The organism is Telluria sp. Soil_C_11, from assembly GCF_057657395.1.
In genome coordinates this window covers 90,256-103,955 of record NZ_JBDGIN010000007.1, presented here as the reverse complement: position 1 = coordinate 103,955, position 13,700 = coordinate 90,256, and the positions used below count along the sequence as shown (strand labels likewise).

12 protein-coding genes are annotated in these 13,700 nt (G+C 67.1%); 10 read left to right on the top strand and 2 right to left on the bottom strand.

Annotated features, from left to right (window positions below; genetic code table 11):
- Positions 1–99 precede the first annotated feature (99 nt).
- Together AC3A6M_RS13685 and AC3A6M_RS13680 are read left to right on the top strand one after the other, a co-directional pair.
- On the top strand, positions 100–2,499 hold the full coding sequence (locus AC3A6M_RS13685) for a glycoside hydrolase family 31 protein (protein ID WP_487853262.1): 2,400 nt from the start codon (positions 100–102) through the stop codon (positions 2,497–2,499).
- 834 nt (positions 2,500–3,333) lie between these two features.
- Positions 3,334–4,341 carry a hypothetical protein gene (locus tag AC3A6M_RS13680; protein ID WP_487853261.1) on the top strand — a complete coding sequence of 336 codons (1,008 nt, stop codon included), beginning with the start codon at positions 3,334–3,336 and terminating at the stop codon, positions 4,339–4,341.
- A 30-nt stretch (positions 4,342–4,371) separates the two neighbouring features.
- Here the strand turns inward: AC3A6M_RS13680 and AC3A6M_RS13675 are convergent, their stop codons facing one another.
- On the bottom strand, positions 4,372–4,761 hold the full coding sequence (locus AC3A6M_RS13675; protein ID WP_047825239.1) for a cupin domain-containing protein: 390 nt from the start codon (positions 4,759–4,761) through the stop codon (positions 4,372–4,374).
- A gap of 236 nt (positions 4,762–4,997) precedes the next feature.
- Here AC3A6M_RS13675 and AC3A6M_RS13670 point away from each other — a divergent pair, with 236 nt between their 5' ends.
- The 5 genes from AC3A6M_RS13670 to AC3A6M_RS13650 all read left to right on the top strand — a co-directional run bounded on the left by AC3A6M_RS13670 (position 4,998) and on the right by AC3A6M_RS13650 (position 9,167).
- Positions 4,998–5,888, top strand: coding sequence for a PLP-dependent cysteine synthase family protein (locus AC3A6M_RS13670; RefSeq protein ID WP_487853260.1), 891 nt, complete (start codon positions 4,998–5,000; stop codon positions 5,886–5,888).
- A 112-nt stretch (positions 5,889–6,000) separates the two neighbouring features.
- The gene (locus AC3A6M_RS13665; protein WP_487853439.1) at positions 6,001–7,971 is read left to right on the top strand and encodes a CocE/NonD family hydrolase; all 1,971 of its coding nucleotides are present in this window, start codon (positions 6,001–6,003) and stop codon (positions 7,969–7,971) included.
- Positions 7,972–8,005: 34 nt separating this feature from the next.
- Positions 8,006–8,584 carry a flavin reductase family protein gene (locus AC3A6M_RS13660; protein ID WP_487853259.1) on the top strand — a complete coding sequence of 193 codons (579 nt, stop codon included), beginning with the start codon at positions 8,006–8,008 and terminating at the stop codon, positions 8,582–8,584.
- Positions 8,585–8,721: 137 nt separating this feature from the next.
- A complete protein-coding gene (locus AC3A6M_RS13655) occupies positions 8,722–9,048 on the top strand; it encodes a hypothetical protein (protein WP_487853258.1) in 327 nt (108 codons plus the stop codon).
- 8 nt (positions 9,049–9,056) lie between these two features.
- Positions 9,057–9,167, top strand: coding sequence for an SEL1-like repeat protein (locus AC3A6M_RS13650; protein ID WP_487853257.1), 111 nt, complete (start codon positions 9,057–9,059; stop codon positions 9,165–9,167).
- A 26-nt stretch (positions 9,168–9,193) separates the two neighbouring features.
- Here the strand turns inward: AC3A6M_RS13650 and AC3A6M_RS13645 are convergent, their stop codons facing one another.
- Positions 9,194–9,868: a GntR family transcriptional regulator gene (locus tag AC3A6M_RS13645; RefSeq protein ID WP_487853256.1), complete on the bottom strand. Its 675-nt coding sequence runs from the start codon at positions 9,866–9,868 to the stop codon at positions 9,194–9,196.
- Positions 9,869–10,153: 285 nt separating this feature from the next.
- Between AC3A6M_RS13645 and AC3A6M_RS13640 the strand changes: the two genes are divergently transcribed.
- From AC3A6M_RS13640 to AC3A6M_RS13630, 3 genes are all read left to right on the top strand, one after another.
- Entirely contained in the window at positions 10,154–11,683 is a 1,530-nt protein-coding gene (locus tag AC3A6M_RS13640) for a Rieske 2Fe-2S domain-containing protein (RefSeq protein WP_487853255.1), read from the top strand.
- 18 nt (positions 11,684–11,701) lie between these two features.
- Positions 11,702–12,697 (top strand): PDR/VanB family oxidoreductase, encoded by a 996-nt coding sequence (locus tag AC3A6M_RS13635; protein WP_487853254.1) that lies wholly within the window; start codon positions 11,702–11,704, stop codon positions 12,695–12,697.
- A 67-nt stretch (positions 12,698–12,764) separates the two neighbouring features.
- Positions 12,765–13,628: a class II aldolase/adducin family protein gene (locus tag AC3A6M_RS13630; protein ID WP_487853253.1), complete on the top strand. Its 864-nt coding sequence runs from the start codon at positions 12,765–12,767 to the stop codon at positions 13,626–13,628.
- Positions 13,629–13,700 lie beyond the last annotated feature (72 nt).

The window sequence follows — 13,700 nt, the reverse complement described above, 5'->3', positions numbered from 1 at the left end:
TTTTTGTGTAAATTTACTACCTCAGCCATCCAGTTTTCTGGCATCCTCCTGCCTGCGGCCCCAGCGCCAACTAACGATCAAGACCACGACAACGAGACCATGAAGTTCACCATTTTCGCGGCCGCCGCCGCCCTTGCCGCCAGTCCCTTCGCCCAGGCCCAGAACGCCGACCGCCACTTCCTCGGCTTCAGGAACGCGGATGGCCAGGGCTTCGAGATCGCCACCAGCGATGGCCGCTACCTGATCAGGCCCTACGCGCCGAACATCGTCGAGACCAGCTTCGTGCCGGCCGCGGACGAGGGCAAGCCGCTGGCCGCCTCGCATGCCGTGGTGCTGGCTCCCGCCCGGGTGCCGGTGCAGGTGAAGGAAGAAGCTGGGCGCATCGTCCTGGCCACGGACGGCATCGCCGTGACGATCGAGAAGTCGCCGTTCCGCATCGGCTACAGCTACAAGGGCAAGCCGCTGGTGGCCGAGAAGCGCGGCTACGCGCACGGCGACAGGTTCGAGTCGATCGAATTCGCGGTCGAGGGCGGCGAAGCGCTGTACGGCGCCGGCTCGCGCGCGGTCGGCATGAACCGCCGCGGCTACCGCTTCCCGCTGTATAACAAGGCGTCCTACGGTTTCAGCAGCCACGCCGAGCAGATGGGCTACGGCATCCCGATGGCGCTGTCCTCGAAGCGCTACGCGATCCACTTCGATAACCCGCAGGCCGGCTACCTCGACCTGGACAGCCGCAAGGACGGCACCCTGCGCTTCGAGACCATCGGCGGTCCGAAGACCTACCAGGTGGTGGCCGGCGACGACTGGGCCCAGATCATGGACGGCTATACCCGCCTGACCGGGCGCCAGCCGCTGCCGCCGCGCTGGGCGTTCGGCAACTTCGCCAGCCGCTTCGGCTACCACGACGAGGCCGAAACGCGCGCCGTCGTCGACAAGTTCATCGCCGACGGCATTCCGCTCGACGCCATCGTGCTCGACCTGTACTGGTTCGGCAAGACCGTCAAGGGCACCATGGGCAACCTGGCCTGGGACCGCGACAGCTTCCCGCACGCCGAAAAGATGATGGCGGATTTCAAGCAGAAGGGCGTGCAGACGGTCCTGATCACCGAACCCTTCATCCTGACCACCTCGCAGCGCTGGAACGAGGCGGTGCGGAAGGACGTGCTGGCGACCGGCAAGGACGGCAAGCCCTTCACCTACGATTTCTACTTCGGGAACACCGGCCTGGTCGACGTCTTCAAGCCGGAGGCGAAGGACTGGTTCTGGAAGATCTACAAGGGCCTGAAAGCAGGCGGCGTGGCCGGCTGGTGGGGCGACCTGGGCGAGCCGGAAGTGCATCCGGCCGAGGCGCAGCACGCGGCCGGCAGCGCCGACCAGGTCCATAATATCTACGGCCACGAATGGGCGCGCATGATCCACGACGGCTATGCGCGCGACTATCCGGACGAGCGTCCCTTCATCCTGATGCGCTCGGGCTATTCGGGCTCGCAGCGCTTCGGCATGATCCCGTGGTCCGGCGACGTCAGCCGCGGCTGGGGCGGGCTGCAGTCGCAGATGGAAATCTCGCTGCAGATGGGCATGCAGGGCCAGGCCTGGATGCACTCCGACTTGGGCGGCTTTGCCGGCGCGGTGCTGGACGACGAGCTGTACGTACGCTGGCTGCAGTACGGCGTGTTCCAGCCGGTATTCCGTCCGCACGCCCAGGAAGAGGTGGCGGCCGAGCCGGTATTCCGCGCGCCGAAGACGATGGCGCTGGCACGCGACGCCGTGCGCCTGCGCTATGCGATGCTGCCGTATAACTACACGATCGCCTTCGAGAACAGCCGCACCGGCATGCCGATGATGCGTCCGATGCTGTTCGAAGAGCCGAACGAGGAGGGCGCGTCGGCGATCTCGTCGACCTACCTGTGGGGGCCGAGCTTCCTGGTGGCGCCGGTGGTCGAGCCGGGCGCCGCGCGCAAGGAAGTCCACTTCCCCGACAAAGGCAGCGTCTGGTTCGATTTCTACGACGACCAGCCGCACCGCGGCGGTATCACCGAAGTGGTGGCGACCGTGCCCGGCCACATCCCGACCTATGTGCGCGCCGGCGCCTTCGTGCCGCTGGCCAAGGTGGTGCAGAGCACGCGCGACTATTCGACCCGCGCCCTCGACCTGCATTATTACCACGACGCGACGGTCGCGTCGTCGAAAGGCGAGTTGTACGACGACGACGGCAGGACCCCGAACGCCTTCGCGGCCGGTAAATACGAGCTGGTGCGTTTTACCAGCCGGGCCGACGGCGACAGGCTGGAAATCGGCCTGCAGCCGGAGACCGGCACCGCCTACGCCGCTGCGCCGCACAGCTTCGCGCTGAAGGTGCACAATGTGGCGCGCAAGCCGCGTGCCGTGCAGGTGGGCGGCAAGGCCCTGGCATTCCGCTGGGATGCCAAACAACGCCTGCTGGAAGTGGCGCTGCCTGCGCTGCGCCAGGCGCCGATGCAGGTGGCGATCGCACTGTAGGCCCGTGAGGCAAGGCCGGGTTCGGGGGACGCCGGCATTCAGGCGCGCTCCGGTCTGGCGGGGGATTCGGTAAACTGGGGGGCCGGAACGCAAAAGCGATTCGACTGCCCCATGAAGACCCAACTACTGCAGGACCTCAACGAAAACAGCTCGGCGCCTGCCGTGCCACTGCCGGGCGCTGCCGTGCCGCCGGCCGAGCAGCCTGCGCCGCCGGTGCACGCTGCGCAGGCGGTACGGAACGCACCCGCTGCACCCGCTGCACCGCCTTCACCCGCTGCACCGCCTTCACCGGCTACGCCAGCCGCAGCGGCTGCACCTGGCGAACCGGCCGCGCCCATGGCAGCGGCGACAGCGACGGCGCCGGCGACAGGCCGGACCGAAGCAATGGCGCCGTCGCGCCCGGCGGTCTGGCATCGCCCCCAGCAGGCGCTGGCGGAAGCGCCGCCGCCACGCATCCCGGCAGTGGAGCCGGCCACGTCCCGTGCACCGGGCCCGCCGTCATCCCCGCCAGCGCCGACAGCGTCGACAGCGCCGCAGCGGCAAGCCAGCGCGCCCGGGCCGGAGCCGAAAGCGCCCGGATCGCCGCCGCAGCCCCAGCCCCAGCCAGTCGCCGATGGCGAGCGGACGCCGCGCAGGCAGTTCTCGGCCGCGGACGCGCTGCATCGGCGGAAGTTCGGCGCATCCGCTCCTGCGCCGGAAGCACTTGCGCCACAGGCGCCGGCGCCGGAACCGCTGGTCCCGCAAGCCCCCGCGCCGCCGGCGCCGCGTCAACCCATCGCCGCCGAGCCTGCGCCGCGGAGCCGGCCCATCGCGGCCGAACCGGCGCCGCCGGCCATGGCCCCCGCATCCGCGGATCTGGCGGAGCCGGCGCAGGCAGCGGCCCCTCGTCCCGCCGCTGCGCATCCGGTACTGACCGACCCGATCCACATTACGCCGCCGCCGGGCACGCACGTGTTTGCCGAACCCGAGGGCCATGCATCCCAGCAGAACCCAATCGACGCGACGATGCCGCGGCCAGGGATGGGCGGCGATCCGGACTGGCTCACCGAACGCCTGGCGCGCGATGCCGCGCTGAACAGCCGGTCGGAATGGAGCGGCCGCTGGTCGCGCCGCATCGGTGCCTGGGGTGCGGCCGGCGTGCTGCTGGCCCTGCTGGCCGGTGGCGGCTTCTGGCTGTACCAGCAAAGCGAGGTGGAGGGGGCGCTGGTCGTGGTGGCGAACACGAATCCGTCCGCGGCGCCGGCGCCGGCAAGCGTGTCGGCGCCTGCACAGCCGGCGCTCGTCCGGACCACGCCTGCCTTGCCGGCCAGTGGCAATCCGGCGGCGCCCGGCGATTCCGCCAACGCTGCGCTGTCGGCGACGCCCGGCGATTCGGCCAACGCCGCGCTCCCGGCGGCGGCAGGCACGGCGCCACCGCCTGCCGCATCGCCGTCAGGCGGGACGCTTAACACGGCGGGCGTGGACGCGAGCGGCGGCGTGTCAGGTCCATCGACGGCCGCGGCGGGCGGCGATTCCGCCGCCACATCGGAGACGACAGCCGGCAGCCGTCCGGCCGCGCGGGAAACGCCGGAGGCCGGGTCATCGGTGGAAGGGGTGGACAGGAAGGTGGTGGCGGTGCCGGTCGCGGACGAACCGGCCGCCAGCCCGGCGAAGCGCCAGCGCAGCCACGCCAGGAAGCGTGCGAAGCCCGAGGCCCGTGCCGCGCAGGCCGAGCGCGAACCGTCGGCCCGCCAGCGCCGCGAGGAGACGCTGATGCAGTGCCGCGCCCATGGCTACGACGAGCGCCAGTGCCTGCAGCGCGGCTGCGAAATGACCCGCTTCGGCTTCGCCTGCAAAGGCTAGCAGGGGCCGGCTGCCGCGGCCGGGCGGCGATTACTCTTCGTGGTGATGCTTCTCGTACTCGTCGGCCTCGGCCTTGGTGGCGTGCACGATGCCGTCCGGGTGCTCGGGCGGCGTGTACAGCGTGTACAGGCGCATCGGCTCGGTCTGCGATTTGTTGATCACGTTGTGCTCGGTGCCGGCCGGGATGACCACCGCCACGCCGTCTTCCAGCTGATGCTCCTCGCCGTCCAGGATGGCGACGCCGGTGCCGGCCTCGACGCGGATGAACTGGTCATGGCCCGTGTGGTGTTCCATGCCGATCTCTTCGCCGGGCTGCAGGGTCATGATGACCAGCTGGCTGCGCTGGGTCGTGTACAGGACTTCGCGGAAGTTATTGCCTGCTAGCGTTTTTTCTTCAATGTTGATGCTGTAACCCGACATGCTCGTTCTCCAGATTGGTTCAAACCCGGGACAGCGCGGCCGTCCCGCCTGATATCGATTGTATAAGAGGCGGGAATTTGCCGCAGGCGGTGTGCTGCGTGCAGGCGCGCCAAGTGTGACGTGCCGCGCACCATTGTTTGCAATCTTGCGCCACGCAAAATTTTTACGTGCTAGCCTTTCTTTATAGAAACTTCAGAGAAAGGACAGCCGTGCAATCTCAAGTCAGAAGTTCCGTCATGGAGGCGATCGGAGAAACGCCCGTGGTCAGGCTCGGACGCGTCTTTTCCGGCGCCGACGTGGTCGCCAAGCTGGAGTACATGAATCCGGGCGGCAGCATCAAGGACCGCATGGTGCGTCACATGCTGCGCCACATGCCGCCGGGCAGTACGCACGTCGTCGAAAGCTCGTCCGGCAACACCGGCGCCGCGCTCGCCATGGCCAGCGCGGTGCTGGGCCTGCGCTGCGACGTCACCGTGCCCGATACCACCAGCTGCGAGAAGATCAAGCGGATCAAGGCCTACGGCGCCACCGTGCACCCGTGTGCGCCGGACAACGGGGGCAATGCCGGCGACGGCTACCACGCCGTGGCCGAGCGCCTGGCCCGCGAGCACGACGCCTACTATCTCGACCAGTACTGCACCGCGTTGAACCGCGAAGCCCATTACCGCGATACCGGCCCAGAGCTGTGGCGCCAGCTGGCCGGCGAGATCGACGTGTTCGTGTGCGGCATCGGCTCGGGCGGCACCATCTCCGGCATCGGCCGCTACCTGAAGGAACGCGACGCGCGCGTGCGCGTGATCGGCGTCGAGCCGCGGGGCTCGGCCTACCGCAAGCTGGTGACCGACCGTCCGGCCGAAGAACCGTTCGGCACGAAAATCGAAGGCGTCGGCAAGCGCCAGCCGTCCACCAGCTTCGACCCGGCCGTGGTGGACGACGTGGTGCAGGTGGCGGACCAGGATGCGCTGGCCTGGTGCCATCGGCTGGCGCGCGAGGAGGGCATCCTGGCGGGCGGTTCGAGCGGCTGCGTCACGGCCGGCATCGCCAGCCTGCTGCCGCGTTTGCGCGGCCTGCGGGTCGCCACCGTGTTCCCGGATTCTGGCGCCTTTTATTTGTCGAAGTATTTTTGACGCCCAGTCACAAATCGCCGGGGCCGGCATGGCCCTGGCAATACTGACAAATCCCCTGCGGCGTGCTTATACTGGCGGCTTTATCTTTCCGACAAGGAAGCCCGTGAGCCACATGCCCCGCCGTCCTCTCCCGATCCTCGCGCTGTCGCTGGCCCTCGCGTTCGCCGCCGCCGGCGCCGTTGCCGCGACCGGCGCCGCCGCGAATGCAAGCGATGCGGCCGCCGATGCGCCGGCCGCCCAGCGCGACCTGCGCGCCAGCTATACCAAGTACGAATACCGCATCCCGATGCGCGACGGCACCCGGCTGTTCACGGTGGTCTACGTGCCGAAGGACGGCTCGAAGAGCTATCCCTTCCTGATCAACCGTACGCCGTACAGCGCGGGCGTGTACGCGGACGGCGAGCTGCGCTACGGCGAGGACTGGTTCCCGGCGTCGATCGGGCCGTCGAAGGAATTCGAGGACGCCGGCTACATCTTTGTCAAGCAGGACGTGCGCGGCCGCTACATGTCCGAGGGTAAGTGGGTGGAGATGACGCCGCACCTGAACGCCCAGCGCGCGGCCGGCGAGGGCCAGGAAAGCCAGGACATGGTCGACACCATGGAATGGCTGCTCAAGCACGTCCCGAACAACAACGGCAAGGCCGGCATCTACGGCATCAGCTACCCGGGCTTCTACACGTCCGCCAGCATCATCGACTCGCACCCGGCGATCAAGGCGGCCTCGCCGCAGGCGCCGGTGACCGACCTGTACATGGGCGACGACTCCTACCACGGCGGCGCGTTCATGCTGGCGGCAAACTTCGGCTTCTACGCCAACTTCGTCGAGCAGCAGAACCCGACCGCGGGCCCGAAGAACCGCGAGCGCTTCGACTACGGCGCCGCCGACGCCTACGACTTCTTCCTGAAGCATCGGACCATGCCGAACATCCTGGGCACGCTGACCGACAGCCAGCGCGCCTACCTGGCACCGACCATCGAGCACGATACCTACGACCAGTTCTGGCAGACGCGCGACATCTCGCGCCACCTGAAGGGCGTCAAGGCGGCCGTGCTGACCGTGGGCGGCTGGTTCGACGCCGAGGATCCGCAAGGCCCGTTCACCACCTACCACGCGGTCAAGAAGTACAACCCGGCCACCTTCAGCGGCCTGGTGATGGGACCCTGGGTGCACGGCGGCTGGGCGCGCTACGACGGCCAGCAGCTCGGCCAGGTGCGCTTCGACAGCAAGACCGGCGAGTACTTCCGCACCCAGATCCAGTTCCCGTTCTTCGAGCAGCACCTGAAGGGCGTGAAGCCGGCCAGGGCGATCGCCGAAGTGACCGTGTTCGAGACCGGCTCCAACGTCTGGCGCCAGTACACGTCCTGGCCGCCGGCGCCGGCGAAGCCGCGCACGCTGTACTTCGCGCCGGGCGGAAAGCTGAGCTGGACCGAACCGTCATCGGGCGCGGAATATGACGAGTACGTGTCCGACCCGAACAAGCCGGTGCCCTACATCGGCTACGCATCGACCGGCGTGCCGCAGGAGTACATGGTGTCCGACCAGCGCTTCGCCGCCACCCGGCCGGACGTGCTGGTCTACCAGAGCGAAGTGCTGGAAGACGACGTCACCATCGCCGGCCCGGTCACGCCGAAGCTGTTCGTGTCGACCACCGGCACCGACGCCGACTGGGTCGTCAAGCTGATCGACGTCTATCCGGCCGAGTACCCGGAAGGCGAACGTCCGGCGCGCGGCAAGGACGTCGGCGCGCCGCTTCCGAGCCTGGCCGGCTACCAGCAACTGGTGCGCGGCAACCCGCTGCGCGGCAAGTTCCGCAACAGCTTCGAGAAGCCGGAGCCATTCGTGCCGGGCAGGATCGAGGCGATCAGCTACCATCTGGGCGACGTCAACCACACCTTCCGGCGCGGCCACCGCATCATGGTGCAGGTGCAGAGTTCCTGGTTCCCGCTGATCGACCTGAACCCGCAGACCTTCACCGCGATCCCGAAGGCCAGGCCGGAAGACTTCAAGGCCGCGACCCAGCGCGTCTACCATGCGGCGCAGACGCCTTCCGGGCTGCAGTTGCTGGTGATGCCGGCGCACTGATGCGGGTACGCGGCCGCTTTCACGGAGGTGCACGATGAGCGGACGCGTTCCGGTCGATTTGAGCAAAGCCTACCGCCTGATGAACCACGGCCCGACCGTGATCGTCACCAGCCACCATGGCGGGAGGTCCAACATCATGTCGGCGGCGTGGTCGATGCCGCTCGACTTCGATCCGCCCAAGGTGGCGGTGGTGATCGACAAGTCGACCTTCACGCGCGGGCTGGTCGAAGCCTCGGGCGAGTTCGTGCTGAACATCCCGTCGCGCGAACTGGCGCGCCTGACCGTCGATGTCGGCAACACCTCGGGCAGCGAGGTCGACAAATTCGCTGCCCATGGCATCGCCACCGCCGCGGGCTCCGTCGTCAAGGCGCCGCTGGTGGAAGGATGCCTGGGCTGGCTGGAATGCCGGCTGATTCCTGAGCCGCACATCCAGCAGGCCTACGACCTGTTCCTCGGCGAGGTGGTCGCCGCCTGGGCCGACCCGGACGTGTTCGACGGCGCGCACTGGAAGGTGGAGGCGGGCGGCAAGCGCAGCATCCATTACGTGGCGGGCGGGCACTTCTTCGAGATCGGCGACGCGTTCTACGCCGGGGACAGCGACGGCGGCGAATGAACTTCAGCGATAGCGTGTGAGCCGCTTCGCCGTGGCGCTGCGCTGCTTTGGCCACGCGCCCCAAAAGATGCATCGATTGACGCTGTTACCCTCGCCGGGCATGATGATCGGGGAATCTTCCTGATGAAGGATGGACTGTGTACACCATGACCCGCATCTTGTCGAAGCTGTCGCTCGCCGCCTTTCGGGCCTGCCGCTACCTGCCAGGCAAGATCGGGAGCCGGCCGGTCGCCATGTGGACCTTGATAAAATATTTCTGGAAGCTGGAGCTGCCGGGTGGGAGGCTGGTGCCCAAGCTGGCCAAAGCGGCCCTCGACGTCAGCGCGAAGGCGCGTTTCCAACTGGGTGTTTTCTTGGGCAAGTATGCCGAGACTGAAGACGTACGGCGTCGATCTCTGGCGCTGGAATTCGAGGCGGCAGAACTCGGCGAGCCGATAGCGCAGATCTCTCAAGGCGCGAGATAGGAAACGGTGTGTCTGTCGCGAAGGACATGGAGAAAGCCCTGAGCTGGTACGAAAAAGCGGCAGCGCAGGGCAACGTCTTCGCGATCGACCATCTTCGCTTCATCAGCGCCCCTCGCTGAGCCGGGGTCAGGAAGCGCAGTGCCGCTCACGCCACCTGGTGGCTCAACACCTCGTTCAAGCGCGCCACCAGATTCTGCCGCGCTTCCATCGCATGATGCTCGGACATCTCCGCCGCGCGCGCGACATCGCCCTCGGCGATCGCCTTCGCCATCGCCTCGTGCTCGTCCCAGATCGACTCGCGCTGCATGGCCAACTGCAGCACGGCGCCCATCACGCGCCGCAGGTGCACCCAGTGGAACTGGGTAGTCTCGAAGATCAGCGGATTGCCGGACGCCTGGTAGATCGCCATGTGGAAGGCGACGTCGGCATCGATCATCGCCTTGACGTCCTTGCCGCGCGCGGCCTTGCGTCCGGCGGCGATGATGGCCGGGTCGACGGTCGCCCTGCGTTCGGCGGCCAGCTTCGCCGCCAGCGTGTCGAGGGCGCCGCGCACCTGGTACAGGTTGCCGATCCACTGCGGATCCAGCTCCGCGACCAGCAGGCCGCGGCCCGGCGCGTCCTTCACCAGCCCGTCCTTTTTCAGCAGGCGCAGCGCCTGCAGCACCGGCGAGCGCGAGACGTTCATCTGCTCGGCGATCTCTTCCTGCGTGATGCGGGTGCCCGGCGGCAGCGAGCCGTCGCTGATGGCGTCGAGCAGGGACTCGTAGACCTGGTCGACGAGGTCGGGGCGTACCTGGATTTTTGATAGTTTGTTGAGCATATGGTCACCTTTGTATTCAGTATACGTGAGGCCGACTCGAAGTCACAAGAGATTCCGGACCGGGTGGATCGGCGGCGCACGGAACAAAAAAATCATTGACATCGTGCGCCGATTCGCTAACACTGTACTCTGTATACAGAATACGAAGCGCAGGCGGGAGGCGGAAGGATACGAAGTAACGCCCCATCCAGCCGAGCGCAAAAAATTTTGCCCAAGCACTCTGTATACAGAATACGGAGTGCGAAAGATAAGCCAGGCGGCCAACTTTTCCAGAGGAGACAACAGATGAACACCCGCGACAAGACCGCAGAAGCAGCCGGCCAGCCGGTCGTCAAGAAGCTGATTCCCTTCGGCGGCTACTACGCCAACAAGATCCCCGGCCACGATCCGGAACTGACCGAAGTCGGCCCCGGCACCCCGATGGGCGAATACATGCGCCGCTTCTGGCATCCGGTCTGCATGTCGATGGAGCTGACCGACACCCCGCACTTCCTGAAGATCCTGGGCGAAGAGCTGGTCGCTTTCCGCGACGGTTCGGGCCGCGTCGGCCTGCTGCACGCCCACTGCGTGCACCGCGGCGCCTCGCTGGAATATGGCGCGATCCAGGAAAAGGGCATCATGTGCTGCTACCACGGCATGGTGTTCGACGTCGACGGCACCTGCCTGCACGTGCCTTTCCCGAAGGGCGAGGAAAAGGAAGCCGAGAAGTACGCCTGCTCCATCAAGCAGGGCGCCTACAAAGCCTTCGAGCGCCACGGCCTGGTGTTCGCCTACATGGGCCCGCCGGAGGACGAGCCGCCGTTCCCGGAATGGGAGGGCAACTTCACGGTGGCCGAAGGCGACGAGCTGGTCCCCTACAGTAACTTCCAGCACTGTAACTGGCTGCAGGTGCAGGACAACGCCGCCGACAACTTCCACCCGACCGCGCTGCACGCCGCCAAGAACGTCGTCAACAAGCAGTTCCAGGGCACGACCTTCGACGAAGTCGGCGCCGCCTCGATGGAAGTCGCGCCGGACATGCAGTTCATCCCCGTTCACGGCGGCCGCGGCCTGGCCTGCGCCGGCGCCCGCCGCGTGAACAAGGACAAGCTGTTCGTGCGCGTCCAGCACCAGGTGCTGCCGAACCTGAGCCTGCACGCCTACACGTCGGAAGACGGCTCGAACAAGAAGCTGTTCAGCCGCTTCCACATCATCCGCTGGACCGTGCCGGTCGACGACGTGAACTCGAAGATGATCGGCTGGCGTGTGATGGGACCGGGCATCGACACCCGCGGCATCGGCCGCAAGGACATGGTCGGCTACGAGACCATCGACTTCCTCGAAGGCCAGGTGGCGATGCGCCGCCCCGAGCGCTTCGGCAAGTACAAGCTCGAAGACATGCCGCCGATCCCGTCCGACCACCGCGCGCGCCATCACTACAAGGAGTGCCAGTACGCGCCCGGCGACTACGAAGCCATCATCAGCCAGCGCCCGATCGCGGTCCACGCGCTGGAGAACCCGACCAAGTTCGACGCCGGCGTGTTCCTGTTCCGGAAGATGCTGCGCGACGCCGTCCGCGGCAGCAACCCGGCCGCCGGCCCGCGGGAATTCGCGCAGTGGCTGCGCGATAACGCCGGCGCGCCGAACAGCTACTGCTCCGGCAACGTGCTGGAGGTGCCGGAAGGCGAGACCGTCGAGGAAGAAGTGGCGCGCCGCCGGCACGTGACGCGCCAGATCGTCGCCATCCTGACCCAGAGCGAAAGCATGAAGGGCGACGAACGCGCCGCCTTCGTGCGCCAGCAGTTCGACGAGCTGGAACAGTCGACCAAAAAGTAAACGCGGCCGGAGACTGCCATGGAAATGACCCAGACCCACATCATCAGCCGCGACCAGGCCAGGCTATCGCTGCTGGTGCGCCAGATCCGCTTCGAAGCGAGCGGCATCAACTCGTACGAGCTGGTGCACCCGCAGGGCAAGGAACTGCCGCCGTTCAGCGCCGGCGCCCACATCGACATCCATTTGCCGAACGGGATGACGCGCCAGTACTCGCTGTGCAATTCGCCGGCCGAGCGGCACCGCTACGTGATCGCCGTGCTGCGCGACGAGAAGGGACGCGGCGGCTCGAAGGCCCTGCATGACGCGCTGCGGGTGCAGGACCTGGCGACCGTCAGCCAGCCGCGCAACAACTTCGCCCTGGCGCCCGGGGCGAAAAAGGCGATCCTGCTGGCCGGCGGCATCGGCGTCACGCCGCTGAAGTCGATGGCGCATGCGCTCGACGCGGCAGGCGTGCCCTTCGAACTGCACTACTGCGCCCGCGATCCCGGCTGCGCCGCGTTCAGGGAAGAACTCGGCATCGCCTGGACGCACGGGAAGCTGGTCCACCACTTCGACCACGGCAAGCCGGAGCAGGGCCTCGACATCGCGGGCCTCCTGCGTGAGCCGGAGGAGGGAACGCACCTGTTCTATTGCGGCCCGGCCGGTTTCATGAAGGCTTGCGCGGAAGCCGCCAGCCACTGGCAGGCCGGCACCGTCCACTTCGAGCACTTCAAGGCGCCCGAGCCGGCCCCGAACGCGCAGGCCCTGGAACCGGGCGCCTTCATGGTGAAGATCGCCAGCACCGGCGCCATGTTCGAAGTGCCGCCGGACCGCAGCATCGCCGACGTGCTCGAACAGAACGACATCCGCATCGAGACCTCGTGCCAGGCCGGCCTATGCGCGACCTGCAAGATCCGCTACCTCGAGGGCGAAGTCGACCACCGCGACTACATCCTCGGCGACGACGAACACGGCCAGTTCCTGACGGCCTGCGTCTCGCGCGCCACCAGCCCGGTGCTGGTGCTCGACCTGTAATCCTCTTCGTCGTTCCCGCGAAGGCGGGAACCCAAGCCGGTTTCGATGAATTATTCAAGGAGACAACATGCTGGACAAAGTGAAGCAAATCGCCCCCGTCGAGGCGGAGCGCATCGCGAAGGCGCAACAGGACGCCATCCGATCGATCTACCATCCGCGCCAGGCCGGCGTCATCTATCCCGAGATCCCGTCCTTCGACGACCCGGCCCAGGAACGGCGCCACAGGAAAGAAAGGCTGGTCGCCGCCTGCCGCGCCTTCGCCCAGCACGGCTTCGACTACGGCTTCGCCGGCCACCTGACGGTGCGCGACCCCGAGCATCCGGAGCTGTACTGGACCAACCCGATGTGCGTCCACTTCTCGCAGGTGAAGGGATCGAACCTGATCCTGGCCGACCACCAGGGCCGCGTGGTCGAAGGCGACTACGCGATCAACCGCGCTGGTTTCGTGCTGCACGCGGCGGTGCACGAGGCGCATCCCGACATCGTCGCCATGTGCCACGCCCACACCGTGTACGGCACCGCCTTCGCCGCGCTGGGCCGGCCCCTGGACCCGATCAGCCAGGACGCCGCCGCCTTCTTCGAAGACCACGTGGTGATCAAGGACGAAGCCGGCCAGGTGGCGGTGGAAGAAAAGGCCGGCCTCTCGGTGTGCGACTGGTTCAAGGACGTGAAGGCGGCCATCCACCAGAACCACGGCCTGCTGACCGCCAGCCGCCACAGCATCGAATCGGCCGCGTTCTGGTTCATCGCGCTGGAACGCTGCTGCCAGCAGCAGTTGCTGGTGGAAGCCAGCGGCATCAGGCCGGTGCTGGTGCCGCCGGACCGTTCGCGCTACAGCCGCGAGCACGTCGGCAGCGAGTACATCGGCTGGCTGCACTTCCAGCCCATCTTCGACCAGTTGAAGAACACGCAGCCCGATATGTTCGACTAAGTTTCAGGCGACTATCCCGCTGCTCCATTGTTTCACACCGCCGCCCACCGGCGGTGACACCAGGGACGAAAG

Bases quoted from the DNA above. Each gene is read 5' to 3' on its own strand.
- AC3A6M_RS13685 (WP_487853262.1), top strand. From the start codon at position 100: ATGAAGTTCACCATTTTCGCGGCCGCCGCCGCCCTTGCCGCCAGTCCC.
- AC3A6M_RS13680 (WP_487853261.1), top strand. From the start codon at position 3,334: ATGGCCCCCGCATCCGCGGATCTGGCGGAGCCGGCGCAGGCAGCGGCC.
- AC3A6M_RS13675 (WP_047825239.1), bottom strand. From the start codon at position 4,761: ATGTCGGGTTACAGCATCAACATTGAAGAAAAAACGCTAGCAGGCAAT.
- AC3A6M_RS13670 (WP_487853260.1), top strand. From the start codon at position 4,998: ATGGAGGCGATCGGAGAAACGCCCGTGGTCAGGCTCGGACGCGTCTTT.
- AC3A6M_RS13665 (WP_487853439.1), top strand. From the start codon at position 6,001: ATGCCCCGCCGTCCTCTCCCGATCCTCGCGCTGTCGCTGGCCCTCGCG.
- AC3A6M_RS13660 (WP_487853259.1), top strand. From the start codon at position 8,006: ATGAGCGGACGCGTTCCGGTCGATTTGAGCAAAGCCTACCGCCTGATG.
- AC3A6M_RS13645 (WP_487853256.1), bottom strand. From the start codon at position 9,868: ATGCTCAACAAACTATCAAAAATCCAGGTACGCCCCGACCTCGTCGAC.
- AC3A6M_RS13640 (WP_487853255.1), top strand. From the start codon at position 10,154: ATGAACACCCGCGACAAGACCGCAGAAGCAGCCGGCCAGCCGGTCGTC.
- AC3A6M_RS13635 (WP_487853254.1), top strand. From the start codon at position 11,702: ATGGAAATGACCCAGACCCACATCATCAGCCGCGACCAGGCCAGGCTA.
- AC3A6M_RS13630 (WP_487853253.1), top strand. From the start codon at position 12,765: ATGCTGGACAAAGTGAAGCAAATCGCCCCCGTCGAGGCGGAGCGCATC.